This is a genomic window from Agromyces bracchium (assembly GCF_009709675.1).
Taxonomy (GTDB): Bacteria; Actinomycetota; Actinomycetes; order Actinomycetales; family Microbacteriaceae; genus Agromyces; species Agromyces bracchium.
On sequence record NZ_WMLB01000006.1, the window covers coordinates 38767 to 54842 of the forward strand.

At 71.5% G+C, this 16076-nt stretch carries 16 protein-coding genes; 4 read left to right on the top strand and 12 right to left on the bottom strand.

Going from position 1 to position 16076, the window contains the following annotated elements; translation table 11 throughout:
* Positions 1 to 89: 89 nt before the first annotated feature.
* The 10 genes from GJ743_RS01415 to GJ743_RS01460 form a co-directional block, all read right to left on the bottom strand.
* Complete coding sequence (locus GJ743_RS01415) at positions 90 to 1595, bottom strand: aldehyde dehydrogenase family protein (protein WP_328288678.1); 1506 nt, start codon at positions 1593 to 1595, stop codon at positions 90 to 92.
* A gap of 54 nt (positions 1596 to 1649) precedes the next feature.
* Entirely contained in the window at positions 1650 to 2846 is a 1197-nt protein-coding gene (locus GJ743_RS01420) for a phosphotransferase family protein (protein WP_155050155.1), read from the bottom strand.
* Positions 2843 to 4219: a cytochrome b/b6 domain-containing protein gene (locus tag GJ743_RS01425; protein ID WP_328288679.1), complete on the bottom strand. Its 1377-nt coding sequence runs from the start codon at positions 4217 to 4219 to the stop codon at positions 2843 to 2845. Before GJ743_RS01425 ends, GJ743_RS01420 begins: the two co-directional genes overlap by 4 nt.
* A complete protein-coding gene (locus GJ743_RS01430) occupies positions 4216 to 5241 on the bottom strand; it encodes an electron transfer flavoprotein subunit alpha/FixB family protein (protein WP_155050156.1) in 1026 nt (341 codons plus the stop codon). Before GJ743_RS01430 ends, GJ743_RS01425 begins: the two co-directional genes overlap by 4 nt.
* A gap of 11 nt (positions 5242 to 5252) precedes the next feature.
* On the bottom strand, positions 5253 to 6044 hold the full coding sequence (locus GJ743_RS01435) for an electron transfer flavoprotein subunit beta/FixA family protein (RefSeq protein ID WP_155050157.1): 792 nt from the start codon (positions 6042 to 6044) through the stop codon (positions 5253 to 5255).
* Positions 6045 to 6403: 359 nt separating this feature from the next.
* Complete coding sequence (locus GJ743_RS01440) at positions 6404 to 7024, bottom strand: TetR/AcrR family transcriptional regulator (RefSeq protein WP_230386268.1); 621 nt, start codon at positions 7022 to 7024, stop codon at positions 6404 to 6406.
* A gap of 70 nt (positions 7025 to 7094) precedes the next feature.
* Positions 7095 to 7424, bottom strand: a complete 330-nt coding sequence (locus GJ743_RS01445; protein ID WP_155050159.1) for a nuclear transport factor 2 family protein — start codon at positions 7422 to 7424, stop codon at positions 7095 to 7097.
* 86 nt (positions 7425 to 7510) lie between these two features.
* Positions 7511 to 9949 (bottom strand): M14 family metallopeptidase, encoded by a 2439-nt coding sequence (locus GJ743_RS01450; RefSeq protein ID WP_155050160.1) that lies wholly within the window; start codon positions 9947 to 9949, stop codon positions 7511 to 7513.
* A gap of 197 nt (positions 9950 to 10146) precedes the next feature.
* Positions 10147 to 11799 carry an MDR family MFS transporter gene (locus GJ743_RS01455; RefSeq protein ID WP_155050161.1) on the bottom strand — a complete coding sequence of 551 codons (1653 nt, stop codon included), beginning with the start codon at positions 11797 to 11799 and terminating at the stop codon, positions 10147 to 10149.
* Positions 11800 to 11899: 100 nt separating this feature from the next.
* Positions 11900 to 12520, bottom strand: a complete 621-nt coding sequence (locus tag GJ743_RS01460; RefSeq protein ID WP_155050162.1) for a TetR family transcriptional regulator — start codon at positions 12518 to 12520, stop codon at positions 11900 to 11902.
* 35 nt (positions 12521 to 12555) lie between these two features.
* On the opposite strand from GJ743_RS01460, the gene GJ743_RS01465 reads away from it, so the two are divergent.
* Genes GJ743_RS01465 through GJ743_RS01475 form a run of 4 tightly spaced genes read left to right on the top strand, consistent with a single transcriptional unit; the run spans position 12556 to position 14416 of the window.
* Positions 12556 to 13119: a helix-turn-helix domain-containing protein gene (locus GJ743_RS01465; protein WP_155050163.1), complete on the top strand. Its 564-nt coding sequence runs from the start codon at positions 12556 to 12558 to the stop codon at positions 13117 to 13119.
* Positions 13116 to 13538 (top strand): hypothetical protein, encoded by a 423-nt coding sequence (locus tag GJ743_RS01470; RefSeq protein ID WP_155050164.1) that lies wholly within the window; start codon positions 13116 to 13118, stop codon positions 13536 to 13538. The genes GJ743_RS01465 and GJ743_RS01470 overlap by 4 nt, the downstream gene beginning before the upstream one ends.
* The gene (locus GJ743_RS19885; protein WP_268865760.1) at positions 13535 to 13660 is read left to right on the top strand and encodes a hypothetical protein; all 126 of its coding nucleotides are present in this window, start codon (positions 13535 to 13537) and stop codon (positions 13658 to 13660) included. Before GJ743_RS01470 ends, GJ743_RS19885 begins: the two co-directional genes overlap by 4 nt.
* A gap of 39 nt (positions 13661 to 13699) precedes the next feature.
* Positions 13700 to 14416, top strand: a complete 717-nt coding sequence (locus GJ743_RS01475; protein WP_155050165.1) for a YdeI/OmpD-associated family protein — start codon at positions 13700 to 13702, stop codon at positions 14414 to 14416.
* Between the two features lie 20 nt (positions 14417 to 14436).
* Here GJ743_RS01475 and GJ743_RS01480 read toward each other — a convergent pair whose 3' ends face one another.
* On the bottom strand, positions 14437 to 15219 hold the full coding sequence (locus GJ743_RS01480) for a PspA/IM30 family protein (protein WP_155050166.1): 783 nt from the start codon (positions 15217 to 15219) through the stop codon (positions 14437 to 14439).
* Positions 15216 to 15878, bottom strand: a complete 663-nt coding sequence (locus GJ743_RS01485) for a hypothetical protein (protein ID WP_155050167.1) — start codon at positions 15876 to 15878, stop codon at positions 15216 to 15218. Before GJ743_RS01485 ends, GJ743_RS01480 begins: the two co-directional genes overlap by 4 nt.
* Positions 15879 to 16076: the final 198 nt, after the last annotated feature.

Here is a 16076-nt window from a genome sequence, read left to right on the forward strand (position 1 = left end):
CGCTGACGGCCCGCCGCTCGAGCAACACGGGCCCGCAAACGCGCCGACGCGGCCGCCGTCAGGCGACCGCGCCGGCGGGCTGCTCCTCGTCAGTGCTTCCTGCCCTTGGCGTGCAGCATGTGCAGCATCCGCTCCGCGAGGTGCATGTCGCGCTCGGACCGGTCCATGGTGAGCAGGTCGATGAACGCCTTGCTCTTCTGCACGGCGATCGACTTCGCCACGCTGAACTCGCGCAGCCCGTCGGCGCCGTGGATCCGGCCGAAGCCCGACTCGCCGCGACCGCCGAACGGCAGCCCGGGGATCCCGCCGAAGCCGAGCACCGAGTTGATGCTCACGGCCCCGCAGCGCAGGCGCTCGGCGATCTCGAGACCGGCGTGGTGGTCCTTGGTGAACACCGACGCGGAGAGGCCGTACTCGGTGGAGTTCGCCTTGACGATCGCCTCGTCGACGTCCTCCACGCGGTCGACCACGAGCACCGGGCCGAAGGTCTCCTCCTGCACGACCGCGCAGTCGTCGGGCACGCCCGTGAGGATCACCGGGCCGACGTAGCCGTCCTTCACCGAGTCGGCGCCGCCGAGCACGGCGGTCGCGCCGCGCTCGAGCGCACCGGTGATCTGCGACGAGATGACCTCGGACTGGCGCGCGAGCGTCATCGGCCCGTAGCTGGCGGATGCCTCGGGGCCGGGCTTCAGTCGCGCGGCCGAGGCGACGAGCTTCTCCACGAACGCGTCGTAGACGGGCGCCTCGACGTAGACGCGCTCGACGCCCGCGCAGGTCTGGCCGGCGTTGCCCATGCCGCCGAAGACGGCGAAGCCGACGGCCGCGTCGAGGTCGGCCTGGCGCGTGACGATCATCGCGTCCTTGCCGCCGGCCTCGACCACGATGGGCGTGAGGTTGCGGGCGGCCGCGGCCATCACCTTGCGGGCCGTGCCGGGTGAGCCGGTGAACGCGACCTTGTCGACGGCGGATGACGCGAGCGCCTCGCCGGTCGCCCCGTCGCCGACCACGACCTGGAGCACGGGTCGATCGGGTGCGACGCGGTTCCACGCCTCCTCGATCCACTTGGCGGTGGCGGGCGTGAGCTCGCTGGGCTTGAACACGACGACGTTGCCGGCCGAGAGCGCGTACCCGATCGAGCCCATGGGCGTGTAGAACGGGTAATTCCATGGGCCGATGACGCCCACGACGCCGAACGGCTCGTAGCCGACGCTCGCGGCCTGGTTGTAGCTCGCGAGGCCCGAGGCGACCTTGCGACGGCGCAGCACCTTGCCGGCGTTCTTGGACGCCCAGTCGAGGTGCGTGAGCGTGAGCACGACCTCGAGCAGCGCGTCATCCGGCGTCTTGCCCGTCTCGCGGGAGATGACGGATGCCAGGTCGCGCGCGTTCGAGGCGATCTCGGCCTTCCAGGCCTGGAGCAGCTTCTGACGGCCCGCGAAGCCCTGCGCGCGCCACCAGTGCGCGACATCGGCGGCGGCGGTGACGGCGCGGTCGACGTCGGCGGGCCCGGCGACCGGATAGGTCGCGATGGCCGAGCCGTCGCGCGGGTCGGTGGTGGTGAGTTGTGTGGCGGTGGGCCCGTCGGCGATGAGTGTCACGGCCGTCCCTTCGTCGTTGAATGAACCGAACCAAGAAGTGAATCTTGGTTCACACTACGCCGAGGTGACCCTCGGCACAAGATCGAGATAGCCGGATGCCACCTCGAGCAGTTGCGGCACGCCGGTCTCGAGCTTCGGCGCGAACGTCGTGTCGTCCGGCCGCTCCCCGGCGCGCCAGCGCGTGTAGATCGCCTCGCTGAAGATCGCGGACTTCCAGAGCGCGAGTGCCTGGTACCAGGGCAGCGCGCTCGTGTCGGCGCCCGTCAGGCTCGCGTAGCGCTCGACGAGGCCCGCCCGGTCGGGGAACCCGTCGAGCCGGGTCACGGGCGAGAGCTCCATCGTGGTCGCGGGCGAACCGGGCTCGCTCCACGTGGCGGCGAGGTAGCCGAGGTCGGCGAGCGGGTCGCCGAGCGTCGACATCTCCCAGTCGAGCACGGCACCGACCGTCGGCGCCGCACCGGCCGTGAACATGAGGTTGCCGAGGCGGAAGTCTCCATGCACGAGCGCCGGACGCGCCGTCGTGGGCAACGCGGCGGCGAGCCGGTCGGCCACCTCGTCGACGCGCGGCAGTTCCCGCCGCGAGACCGTGCCCCACAGTCCGCGGAACCGCGACACCTGCCGTTCGAGGTAGCCGCCGGGCCGTCCGAACCCGCCGAGCGGGCCGGTCGTGACGTCGATCGCGTGCAGTCGGGCGAGCGCGTCGACCGCGGCATCCGCCACCCGCGACCGCTGCGCCGGCTCGTCGAACCGTTCGGGCAGCGCGTCGGTGATGACGTCGCCGCGAAGGTAGCCCATGACGTAGAACGGCACGCCGAGGAGCGTCGGGTCCTCGCACGTCGAGTGGATCTCGGCGACCGGGTAGCCCTCGGCGTGCAGCAGTCGCTGGATGCGCGCCTCGCGCAGCATGTCGTGCGCCGACGGCGGCAACGGCGGTCGGGGCCCGCGTCGCAGTACGACCTCGGCGTCGCCCCGGCGGAGCAGGAAGGTCACGTTCGACTGCCCCTCCCCGATGCGCGCCCACGCGGTCGGCCCTGCGCCGATGCCGTGCTCGTCGAGGTGGCGGGCGACGGTCTCGAGCACGAGCAGCGGTGGCGAGCTGAGGGCGGATGCCTCGGCCGCGGTCGCGACGACGTCGCGACCGTCGGGCTCCGACGACAGGTGGGGGCCGGCGCCGATCTCAGACTCGGTCTCGGGCGCGGTCTCGAGCGCCTGCGCGGTCTCAGGCGCCTGCTCGTTCCCCTGCACGCTCATCGGTTGCTCACCCTTCCGAACAGGCCCGCGACGGGCGCGAGCACGAGCGGCCTGGCGGCCACCCATGCGGCGGCGATGACGAGGAGCGACCCCGCGAAGACGATGAAGCCGACCCAGTTCACGGCGTCCTGTCCGCCGTACATGTGGTTGAGGTTCCGCAGCGCCCCGGTCGCGAGCACGAGCGCGACGTGCACGACGACGAACGCGACGAAGTACAGCATCACCGGGAAGTGGATCGCGCGCGCGACCTCGACCGGGTAGACGCGGCTCAGCGTCGTCGCGCGTGCGGGCCAGAGCCCCGACATCCGCACGCCCGAGATCACCGCGAGCGGCGCCGCGACGAACACCGTCGCGAAGTAGGTCGACTGCTGCAGGCCGTTGTAGTGCACCCAGCCGTTCTCGGTCGGCCAGTCGAGCGACGCGTACTGCAGGGCGGCCGAGATCGCGTTCGGCACGACCTCCCAGCTCGTCGGCACGATCCGCATCCACTGCCCGGTCGCGAACAGCAGCACGACGAAGGCGACGCCGTTGACGAGCCAGAGCAGGTCGAGCGACTGGTGGAACCAGAGGTTCAGGCCGATCTTGCGCGACGGGTTCCAGCGCGGGGTCCAGTAGGCGGCCGGTCGCCGCTCGCGGCGCACCTGCCAGCCCGAGCGCACGATCAGCACCATCAGGAACACGTTGAAGAAGTGCTGCCAGGCGAGCCACGCCGGGAAGCCGACGGGCGCACCCTCGGGCATCGGCGCCTCGCCCGGGTACGCGGCGAGGAACGCCTGCACGCCGTCGAGCGTCCGCAGCCAGCGGGCGACGAGCACGACCGCGGCGGCGAGGAGGACGAGGCCGACGGCTGCGAGCGCCCGGCGCGCCCGGGGGCGAGCGGGGGCGGATGCGTCGGGGGCCGTGGTCGCGGCGGCGTATGCCTCGAGCGCGTCATCAGCGGCGGCGGCCACGGGTTCGGCCGGATCGGAGGAGGCGACGGGTTCGGCCGGATCGGAGGAGGCGACGGCCTCGGACATCGCCGCGGCGGGCGCGAAGCCGGCTGGCGGCCATGGCCCACCGCGCGCGCGACGCGGAAGACCACGGCGGAGCGCACGGGTGCCGACCGGTCCGCCACCAGGAGGCAGGGCGCTTTCGGTTGCGGAGTCCTGCACGGCCGTGGCGACGGGAGCGACCCCGGCCTCGGCGATCGCGGCGGGCGCTGCCGCGCTGCCGGACGTAGCCACTGCGGGCGCGGCATCCGTCATGGCAGCTGCCGGAGCCGCGACCGCCATTGCCACCGCCGCGCTCTCGGTCTCGAAGCCCGCGGACGGCCACGCCTCGCCGCCCGGGCGGCGGGGCAGGCCGCGTCGGACGGGCGTCCGGGTCGCGGTCACGCGAGCACCTTCCTCGTCTCGAGCGCGGTGATGAGCTGCGGCACGACCTCGAAGGCGTCGCCCACGATGCCGAAGTCCGCGATCTCGAAGATCGGGGCGTCGGCGTCGGTGTTGATCGCCACGATCGTCTTCGCGGTCTGCATTCCGGCGCGGTGCTGGATGGCGCCCGAGATGCCGAGCGCGACGTAGAGCTGCGGCGAGACCGAGACGCCGGTCTGCCCGACCTGCTGGCTCTGCGGCACGAAGCCCGCGTCGACGGCCGCGCGCGAGGCGCCGACCGCAGCGCCGAGCGCGTCGGCGAGCTGCTCGACGAGCGCGAAGCGCTCCTCGGAGCCGAGGCCGCGGCCGCCGGAGACGACCCTCGCGGCGCCGCGCAGCTCGGGGCGCCCGGTCTCGATGACCCTCGCCTCGACCGACTCGACGGTGGCCGCACGGCGGCCGGATGCCGCGACCGCGAGCGGCTCGGACTGCGGCGGCTGCGCCTCGACACGGGCGTCGATCGCGCCGATGCGGACGGTGATGACGGGGGCGCCGAAGGTGACCGCCGAGGCCACGTCGTAGGCTCCGCCGTAGACCGAGTGATGGGCGACCACGCCCTCGTCGTCGCGCGAGACCGCCACCGCGTCGACCGCGAGGCCCGAGCGGGTGCGCGCCGCGAAGCGCGCGGCGACCTCGCGACCCTCGATCGAGTGCGACACGAGCACGGCGTCGGGGCGGACCAGCTCCGCGGCCGCGGCCAGGGCGTCGACTGCGGGAACGGTGAGCTGCGCCGGCTCGTCGGGACGTGCGACGAGCACGCGCGTCGCGCCGAGGCGAGCCGCGGCATCCGCCAGGTCGTCGGCGTCGCCGTCGCCGTACGGCGGGACGATCACGAGCGCGACCGGGGTGCCGACGCCGGCCGCGGCGCCGAGCAGGCCCGCCGCGGTCGGCGCGAGGCCGCCCTCGAGCGCCGTGTCGAGGAGGACGAGGATCGGGGCGCCGAGGCGATCGGGCTGCGCGGGCAGGTCGGGCTGTGCGGGCATCGGGGTCTCCATCAGGCGAGCCGGTTCTCGACGAGGCGGTTCTCGAGGAGGAACGTGGCGAGTTGCTCGCCGGCGTCGCCCTCGTCGGTGATCTTGGTTCCGCCCGACCGGGGCGGGCGCTCCGAGATCGTGATCATGATCGAGCGCGCGGTCGCGGCATCCGCTGCATCGAGGTCGAGGTCGGCGAGCGAGAGGGTCTCGAGCGGCTTCTTCTTGGCCGCCATGATGCCCTTGAAGGTCGCGAAGCGCGGGTCGGGCAGGCGCTCGGTGATCGAGATCACGGCGGGCAGCTCGGCCGTCACGCGCGCCGTGCCGCCGTCGGTCGCGCGGACGCCGGAGACCGTGCCGTCGGCGATCTCGACGGACTCGAGCCGGGTCGCCTGCGCCACGTCGAGGAACTCGGCGACCATCGCCGGCACGACCCCTCCGGAGCCGTCGGTCGACTGGTCGCCCGCGATCACGAGGTCGAAGCCCGTGCGGCGGGCGGCCGCCGCGAGGACCTCGGCCGTGAGCACGAGGTCGGCGCCGAGAAGCGCCTCGTCGACCACGTGCACGGCGCGCGCCGCGCCCATCGCGAGCGCCTTCCGCAGGCTGGATGCCGCGGGCTCGGCGCCCATCGTCATGACGACGACCTCGGTGTCCGGGTGCTCGTCGGCGTGACGCAGGGCGACTTCGAGGGCGCGCTCGCCGATCTCGTCGACGACCCGCTCGCTCGACTCACGATCGGCGAGGCCGGTCTCGAGGTCGAGCCGCCGGTCGGCGTAGGTGTCGGGGACGTCCTTGACCAGGACGAGGATCCTCATCGTCGATCGCTCCTTCGCGGATCAGCCCGGCGGCGGCCGGGTCGGTACGACGACATTCTGATCAGCGAACAAAGAACAGTCAAGTCTGACTTTTTTGGTGAGGCGGCGAATTCGCAGGATCAGCCGCGCCATGGGCGCCATACCAGGCGGATGGCGCGGCTCATCCTGTTTACGCGGACCGGGGCCGGCGCCGGAAGGGCGCCGGGACGGCGCCGACCGCGCTGCGGGCCGCCACCGCCGGATCGAGTTCGCAGGACCAACCGGGCCATGGGCGCCATATCGAGCGGATGACGCGTCTCATCCTGTTTCGCGGGCCGGGGCCGGCGGGGGCGGCACGGCGAGCGGTCGGACGCCGCGGCTCAGTCGCCGAGCAGCTGCTCGCGCGCGAGCGCGCGCCACAGCGCGAGGTTCGGCTCGCTGACCGGATCGGCGCCTGTGATCGCGTACGTCATCGCCGTGCCGCGCATGCTCGTCACGAGCAGCTCCATGAGCGACTCGAACTCCGGGCGCGCGGCCAGCGCCGGCCCGAAGAGCCGCTGCTGGATCTCGAGCAGGATGCCGCCCATGCGGCGCTCGGTCGGCAGCAGCGCCTCGCGCAGCCCCTCGTCGTGGCGCGCGGCGAGCCAGAGCTCGAGCGAGGCGAGGTAGACGGGCTGCCCGTTCGACGACCACATGGCCGCGATCGCCGCGTCGATGCGCGCGCCGGGCTCATCCGGCAGGTCGACGTCGACCAGCAGTTCGTCCAGCCGCGCCGCGGCGAGATGGTGCACGGCCGCGACGAGCAGTTCGTTGCGCGACCGGAAGTGGTGCAGCAGCCGCCCGCGCGAGACCCCGGCGCGTTCCTGCACGCGCACCGTCGTCGCCGCGGAGTAGCCCTCCTCGGCGAGCACCTGCACCGCGGCATCCAGGATCGCGGCCTGCGTGCGCACCGCGCGCTCCTGCACCGGACGACGGGCGGACCCGTTCGCTGCCTCCGACATCGCCCTCCCCTGCATCACCATCGCGGGTCGTGCATCGACGCACGCGCCGCGCCGCAGCCTAACGGACGGGCTACGCGATGAGGAACCGCGCGATCAGCCCGTCGCGCAGGTCGAACGTGAACGTGCCCGGGCCGTTGTAGCCCTCGCCCGACACGGTCAGGGTCAGCAGGTACTGCTCCGGCATCCGCCCCGCCCTGATGCCGTGCACCTCGAAGTGCGACTGCTTCCCGATGTTGTCGGTCTCGTTCCAGCTCGCGACGCCGTCGCGGCCGTGGAACTCGCGCCCCCAGTCGTTGAGGTACGCGTCCTCGGTGAACGCGGCGACGAACCCCTCGGAGTCACCGGCATTGGTGGTGTCGACGAACGCCCGGATGGCGGCGGGCATGGCGGTGTCGGACATGGCCACACCCTACGCCGACGACCGCGGCCGCGGCATCCGTCTCTCGGACGCCGCGGCCGCAGCCGGTTCGGGCCTGGCAGGGGGGCTCAGCTCGGCGCGTTCGCCGTGGTCGTGCTGAAGTTGGTCCCGCTGCCGTCGGGCTTGTAGTTCTTCTCGACGTTGCCCGCCGAGTCGACCGAGAACCAGTTGATCCTGGTGCCCGCGGGCACCGTGATCGTCTCGGCGCCCTCGCGCACGCCGGCCGAGGCGTAGAGCGTCGACGCGTAGGTCGGCTTCGAGCCGTCCACCGTGTAGAAGACGGCCGCCGCCTCGGAGGTGTCGAACATCACGTCGACCATGCCCGGTTCGGCGCTCGCCGAGACGACCACCTTGCTCGACGGGCGCTTCTCGTCGGTCTCGAAGTCGCGGGCGACCCGCATGAGCTCGACGAGTCCGTTCGCGAACTCCTGCGACTCGGCGTGCGCCGAGGCGCCCGTCGGGTTCTCGTTCTCGAACGGCGGCTGGAACTGCGTGCCGACCTCGAAGTTCCACGCGTAGATCCCGTACTTGTACCAGAGCAGGTCACCCGAGTTGCCGGCCGCCGAGTACAGCACGTCGGCGATCGGGCCCGTGCGGGCCGGCGTCACCGACATCCCGCGGTACCGCTTGATCTCGGAGAGGATCCGCGACGAGGCGCCCCAGAAGTACGACTCCTCCTCGAGGGTCGGCCGCGGGGCCGACACCCGACCGGGCAGCGCGTACGCGCCGGGCGACCACATGAAGTAGTTGCCCGAGCTGTGCAGGTTCATCGCGAACTTGATGTTCGGGTTCTCCCCCGCGATCCAGTCGATGTTCGAGCTCTCGGGCTCGCTGAGCTCGCTCGGACCGGCGTAGGTGCCGCTCGTGCACGAGGTCGACGCGCCGTCGTACCCGTCGAAGAGGCTGTAGGTGTCGTAGTTGCGGTTGTTGTCGACGCCCCAGCTGTTCCGCGCGTTGTAGTCGGCGCTGCCGGTCAGCGGGCAGTGGTTCGTCATGTTCTTCCGCTGCGAGTTGAAGTCGTAGAACGAGTAGTGACCGCCGTCGGGGTTGACCGACGGGACGATCCAGATGTCGAGTGCGTTCACGAGCTTCTTCGTCTCGGCGTCCTGCGCGTAGTTGCGCAGCAGCCGCTCCGCCGTCTCGATCGTGACGAGCGGCGGAACCCACTCGCGCGCGTGCTCCTGGGCGTATGCGAGCACACCCGGCTTCGACCCGTCACGGGTCTTGCCGATGCGGATCGCGTAGACCGGGTGCGGGTCGCGCGAGACGCTCTCGGGAGCCGAGAGTCCGTCGCTGAGGTCGGCCGAGCCGACCGAGACGAGGCCGTTGCCGGTGCTGCCGCGGTAGGTGTAGGCGACGACGATGGCGGATGCCGCGGGCGAGGCGTTGATCGCCGCGACCACCTGCGCCGCGGTGCTCGTGATCGCGCCGGACGCATCGGTCGCGAGCGACACCGTGAGGTCGTCACCCGTGACCGACACCGAGAGCGGGGAGTCGGCGGCACCGGGATCGACGAACGCGACGCTCAGGTCGTTTCCGCCCTCGTGGCCCCAGGCGACCGAATCGATGCCGACCCGGTTCGCCGTCGTGGAGCCGAGCAGCGCCTGCGCGTGACGACGGTAGCCGTTGGTCTCGTACGGCAGTTCGACGATCTCCGCGAGCTGCGGGAACTCGGCCGCGAGGGCCTTGACCCGGTCGTAGAGCTCGGTCGGCGTGAGGTACGACGTGATGAAGTCGGACTGGTAGTTCGGCCCGAACGCGCCGTCGCCGTCGATCGGGAGCCAGTCGGCGACCTTCGCGGTCGCGGTGTCGCCGCTCGGGCTCGTGATGCGGATCGTGTCGGGCCGCGTCTCGACGACCGCCGCGCCGCGGTGGTAGAGGTAGACGCCCGCGTCCACGAAGCGGCTGATGTTCTGGGTTCCGCCCGATCCGATCTCGGTCCCGGGTCCGCTGTCGCGCTCGATCGTGAGCTGGGACGAGTTGGTCTGGCCGTCGGCCCACTTGGCCTCGACCGAGAGGTAGCCGACGCCGAACGAGGTGTAGTAGTCGGCGCGGATGATCTTGACGTCGGAGATGTCCGCCGCCTCGGCCGCCTCGGCGAACTCCTCGTTCGCGGCCACGGCCTCGGCGATGGTCGCGTCGCGCTCGGCGAGCACGGCCTCGGTGTCGTCCTCATCGTGGAGCGACTTCCCGACCGCGAAGCCGCGGGCGCGCAGCGCGTCGGCCTCGCCGTCGCTGACGACGGCGTGCGCGGTGATCGTGCCGTCGGGGTTGGCGTGCGCGGCGTGGTCGAGGTCGACGCCGGTGCCGACCAGGCGGTCGAGCTCGGCGGAGTCGGCGACGATCACCTCGACGACGGCGACGTCCTCACCGGCGTCTCGGACGAGGTCCGGCAGCGGTTCGGTGCCGCTCGCCGGACCGATGGGCGTCATGCTGGTGAGGATGAGCCCGGCGAGCGCGGCGAACGCCGCCGACCCCCCGAGCACCCTGCGTCTGATCGTTGACATCGATGTCTTCCCCCTCGTTGCGGTGACCCTGAGATGGAGCCTGCGCCGGAGGGGAGCGCAACGGATGCCGTCGTCCCCCGAGTCCCGGCCGGCCGACCAGGACCGCGGGTGCGGGCCGGGCCGAGCGTGGGCTCTGTCTATCGGCTCGGCAACTTTCGCGTCAACGATGTCAAAAGTACTCGGGACGAATTGCCCGCTCAGCGGAGGTCGCGGCGGACGATCGGCGCGGCGACCGTCGCGTCCGCACCGGCGCGCAGCTCCGCCTCGAGGCGCTCGGCCTCCTCGCCGCCGATCGCCTCGCCGCGCGCGACGAGCCCCGCGACATCCGACAGCGGGATCTGCTTGAGGAACAGCGAGAGCACGAACGCGAGGCCGATGAACGGCAGCAGGTACCAGAACACCGGGGCGAGCGCGTCGGCGTAGGCGTCGACGACGCCGTCGCGGATCGGGTCGGGCAGGGCGTTCATCGTGGCGGGGTCGAGCGTGGCCGTCGCGCCCGCGGCATCCGTCGGCGACGCACCGGCCGCGGTGAACACCTCGGTGAGGTTCTCGGTCAGGCGGGTCGTGAAGATCGTGCCGAACACCGCGGTGCCGAGCGCGGCGCCGACCTCGCGGAAGTAGTTGTTCGTGCTCGTCGCGGTGCCGATCTGGGCGGCGGGGACCGCGTTCTGCACGACGAGGACCACGACCTGCATGATGAGGCCGAGGCCGGCGCCGAACACGAACAGGTAGACGCAGATCAACCAGATCGCGGTGTCGGCGGTGAGCGTCGTGAGCGCGACCATCGCGATCGCCGTGACGACCGTGCCGATGATCGGGTAGATGCGGTACTTGCCGGTCTTCGTGATCGCCATGCCCGACGCGATCGACGTGCCCATGAGGCCCGCCATCATCGGCAGCAGCAGCAGGCCCGACTCGGCCGCCGACGTGCCCGACGACATCTGCAGGAAGGTCGGCATGAAGCCGATCGCGGCGAACATGCCGATGCCGAGCGTGAGGCCGATCGCCGTCGCGTTCACGAAGATCGGATTGCGGAACAGGCTGAGCGGGATGATCGGGTCGGCGGCGCGGGCCTCCGTGACGACGAACGCGATCGCCGCGACGAGGAGGCCGATGCCCCACGCCCAGGTCTCCCACGCGTCCCAGCCGAAGTCGGCGTCGCCGCCGAAATCGGTGAAGAAGATGAGGCACGTCGTCGCGATCGAGAGGAACACGACGCCGAGCACGTCGATGGGCTTCGTGGCCTTCTTGCCCGGCAGCTTCAGCGCGACGACCGCGATCACGAACGCGGCGATGCCGATCGGGATGTTGATGTAGAACGCCCACTGCCAGGTGAGGTGGTCGACGAAGTAGCCGCCGAGGAGCGGGCCGCCGACGGCGGCGAGGCCGAAGATGCCGCCCAGCGGGCCGAGGTACTTGCCGCGCTCGCTGGCCGGCACGATGTCGGCGATGATCGCCTGCGACAGGATCATGAGTCCCCCGCCGCCGAGGCCCTGGAGCGCACGGAAGACCACGAACATCCAGAAGTCGCCCGCGAACGCGCAGCCGATCGACGCGAGCGTGAACAGCGCGATCGCGACGAGGAAGAGGCTCCGCCTGCCGAGCACGTCGCCGAACTTGCCGTAGACGGGCATCACGATGGTCGTGGCGAGCAGGTAGGCGGTCGTGATCCAGACCTGGTGCTCGACGCCGCCGAGGTCGCCGACGATGGTCGGCATCGCGGTCGAGACGATCGTCTGGTCGAGGCTCGCGAGCAGCATGCCCGCGATCAGGGCGCTGAAGATGATCCAGATGCGTCGCTTGGTGAGCAGCATCGGGGCGGCGGATGCCGCGGGGGCGGTGGTGGCCATGGGGTCCTCGGTGGGGTGGTTCGGGTCCTGCGGGGCAGATGGATCGGGTGGGTGGTGTGGATGGGGTGTGCGGGCGAATCCCGCGGAACGAGTCGGCGGCTCAGCCCCGGCTCGGCGCCGCGAGCACCTCGCGGAGCGCGGCGACCGCGTCGGTGAGCGCGGTCTCGAAGTCGTCGCCCGGGCGGTCGTCGAGCAGGTGCTCCCCCGCGATGCGCATGGCTGCGGCGACGGTGTGCACCGAGGCGAGCACGAGCGGATGCCGCGACGCGACGCCTTCGCGTCGGGCGACGAGCTCGCCGAGCTGCTGTTCGCGTTCGCGGGTCATGTCGATGAACCGGGCCAGCAGGCGCGGTTCTCGCGAGATCGCGCCGATGAGCTCCGCGTGCTCGTCTCGGCCGATGCCGGCGTCACGCGCGTGCGCGACGGCGAAGTCGACGAGGTCGTCGACGACGGCGGGCCATCCGCGCGAGCCCCGGGCGAGGAACTCGTCGGCAAGCCGCCGGGCCTCTGCGGTCTCGTCGAGGCCGAGCACCGCCTCCTCCTTCGACGGGAAGTAGTTGAAGAACGTGCGGCGCGAGACGCCGACCGCCTCGCAGAGCTCCTCGATCGTGAACCCGTTGAGCCCGCGCTCGGCGGTCAGCCGGCGCGAGAGCGCGGTGATGCGCGACGCGGTCGCCGCCATCCGCTCCGATCGCTTCGTCGGGGTTGCACTTTCAGACATGAAGTGCAGTATTGCACTCTTGCTCCACAAGTGCAATGCGCATCACGGGACCTCACGCTTCGACCTGTGTTGCACTACAATGCAACATGGAGGAAATCGTGTCGATGATTGCAGGTGCGCGAAGGTCGGTGGGTTGGTCGATGCGCGACCTTGCCGCGCATCTCGGCGTGAACGTCTCGACCGTCTCCCGCATGGAACGATCCGAGCGTGAGGGCACGATCCAGCTGTCGACGCTTCGACGGGCGCTCGACGTCATGGACCGCGACCTCGAACTCCAGCCCGTGAATCGTCGGCGCGAGGAGCGCGTCTCCATGGCTCTGCACCGCGCGATCGCCCGCAAACTCACGCACTCGCCCCAAGACGTCCTCGCCGTCGTTCCCGAGAATCTCGAGCGGATCCGGCACACGGTGCGCGGTCCGATCGCGGAGTCGTGGATGACTCGGTGGGAGCAGCTGGCGCGCGGCCCGGTCGAGGAGCTGATCGAAGCGATGCTCGACGACACACCTGAGGGTCGGGAACTTCGGCAGAACTCGCCGTTCGCCGGCGCCCTCAGCCCCGACGAGCGCATCCGGGCGATCGAGGAAGTGGTGAATCGGTGAATCGCGACGAGCTCATGGAACTCACGCGTCAGGCGATCCGATTGGTGCCGAACCGAGAGGTGCTCATCGTCGGCAGTCAGTCGATTCTGGGTACCGTGGCCGAAGACCGGCTCCCGGAACGGGCAACGCTCTCGCGGGAAGCCGACATCGCGCCGACACGCGATGACGATGACGATGACGGCACGATTGCCACGCGCATCGACGTGCACCTGGGCGAGATGTCCGACTTCGACCGAGTCAACGGGTTCTACGCTCAGGGCGTTTCATCGACGACGGCGGTCCTGCCGCGCGGCTGGGAGCGGCGTGCGACGATCGTGCACCCCGACGGTCCGGGCGGCGGCACGGCGTGGTTCATCAGTCCATACGACCTCTGCGCGTCGAGCTCGTCCGCGGAGAGTGGAAGGACATCGAGTTCGTGAGCGCGCTGATCGAGTGCGGCATCATCGAACCCCACGCGCTCTCGCGGATCGCTGATCGGCTGCCAGTGGAGCAGAAGGTCAAGCAGATCGTCCAGCTCCGCGTCACTGCGTGCGCGAGTTGACCTGATCCGGACGTCGGTGGGTCCTGCGAGACTCGAGGCATGAGCGGCACGATCGGCACCCCGGGCGGCACCCCCGAGCGACCGGCGCTGTTCTTCTCCGGCCCCGCGGAGTTCCGCGCCTGGCTCGAGGCCAACCACGAGACCGAGACCGAATTGTGGATGGGCCTCTACAAGAAGGGCGCGCCCGAGCGCGGGCTCACGTGGGAGGAGGCCGTGCCCGAGGCGCTGTGCTTCGGCTGGATCGACTCCGTGTCGCAGCGCATCGACGACGTCGCGAGACGCCAGCGCTGGACCCCCCGCAAGCCGAAGAGCAACTGGTCGGCCGTGAACATCGCGCACGTCGAACGCCTCTCCTCCGAGGGCCGCATGCGGCCGGCCGGCATCGCCGCGTACAAGCGCCGCAGCGACGAACGCTCGGCGATCTACTCGTTCGAGAACCCCGAGGAGGCGCTCCCACCCGAGTTCCGGCGCATGCTCGAAACCGATGCCGCGGCATCCGCGTTCTGGGCGGAGGCGACGCCGAGCTACCGCAAGCTCGTCGCGCACTGGGTCGTGTCGGCCAAGCAGGAGGCCACGCGCGAACGACGGATGTCGCAGCTCGTCGAGCACAGCGCGGCCGGGCAACTCGTGCCGTTCCAGCAGTACGGCGACGTGCCGAAGTGGGTCGAGCGGGCCGCTGCGGCGGCGCGCGCCGCAGCGTCAGGAGCAGGCGGCGAGCCCGAACCCGAGCCCGGCCCCGGCGCCGGGCCTTCCTGAGGCCGAGCTTCGCCGCTGCGTCAGGTCGCCGGGCCCTGCCCGATCCCCAGCCAGCCGTTCGCGCCGTCGTCGACGCGCCCGCCGGAGCCCTTCGCCCCTCCGGAGCCCGCGCCATCCTTCATCGATTGCAGCTGCCGGTCGATCTCGGCCTGCGCCGTGATCGCGGCGAGCTGCCGCTCGATGTCGGCGTCGGGCGCCGCGGTGAGGTCCTTGAGCACTCCGCTCGAGAGCAGCTCGTCGGTGGCCGCCGCGCGCGCCTGCATCTGCGCGACCCGGTCGCGTGCGCGGTCGAGGCTCGTGCCGATGTCGTCGATGTTGGCGCTGAGCCCGGCGACCGCCTCGTTCGCGCGGACCTGCGCGGCCGACGCCGTGTAGGTGGCCTTGATGGTCTCCTTCTCGACGCGGAACGCCGCGATCTGGTCGGTCAGCCGCCGCTCGCGCTCCTGCAGCTGCGAGGCCTGCTTCTCGAGCGAGGTGTACTGCGCCTGGAGCTTCGCCACCTCGCCCTCGAGGAGCGCCCGTCGCTCGAGCGCGGCACGCGCGAGGTCCTCGTGGCCCTGCGTCAGCGCATCACGCGCCTGCACGCCGAGGCGCTGGTAGCGCCCGCCCATCTCCTGCCCCTGCAGCTCGATGCGCTTCTTCGCGGTCGCCACCTCGGCGACCGCGCGCCGCACCTCGTGCAGCAGCTTGACCTGCTGGTCGTAGCTGTCGTCGAGCGTGTCGCGCGGGTCCTCGATCCGGTCGAGGGCCTTCGTGGTCTTGCTCCGGAAGATCGTGCGCATCCGGGAGGTGTTGTCGCTCATGGTCGGTTCCCCTTGTCTCGAACGGACGAGCTGTCGTGCACGGCCGCGGGGTCGCGGACCGTGGAGGTCGTGGGCCGCCGGATCGGTTCGGGGCCGGTGTCGCGCAGGCTGAGCGCGTGGAGTTCCTCGACGCCCGCGCGGAGCGCGGCGACCTCGCGGTCGACGTCGGCGCGGAGGCCCGTGAGGCCATCGTCGCTGGCTCCGGCGAGGGCGGATGCCACGGCCGAGCGGATGCGCCGGACGAGCGACTCGACCTGGCCGACGCGCTGTTCGGCGGCGGGAAGCTCGGCGGTGAGGACGGCGCGGTCGATCTCGCTCTCCATCAGGCGAAGCTGCGCGTCGAGCGAGGCGCCCTCGTCGCGGATGCGGCGGAAGATGCCCGGGAACTCCCCGCGCGGACCGGGACCCTGCGCGGCGAGGTCCACCGCCGCCTGCCCGCTCGCGAGTGCGTCGTCGAGCCGCACCCGGAGGTCGAGGATCGTGCGCTGCGGCCCGCGGCTCATCTTGGCTCGGCTCCGCATGAGGGCCCCGTCGACGCGGCGGCTGTGACGGATGCGGCGGTAGACGTGCCGCACGACGAGCACGAGCGTGACGAAGCTCGCGATGCCCAGGAGCACGATGATCCCGAGCGCGGCGAGCACCACCTCGAGGCCGCTCATGTCCGGCTCCCCCGCCGGCTCGCGCTGTGCATCACGCCGTCGATCCAGTCCATGCGCCCGCCCCTCCCCGTCGCGTCGTCGCTGCGGACCTCGCGCCGTGGACGACGCGATATAGCGTGTCTCGACGCGATATATCGCAATCTACGCCAGGTCGGCCGGAAACGGCAGGGGCGGGCGCGAATTCGCAGGGCGCGCGCA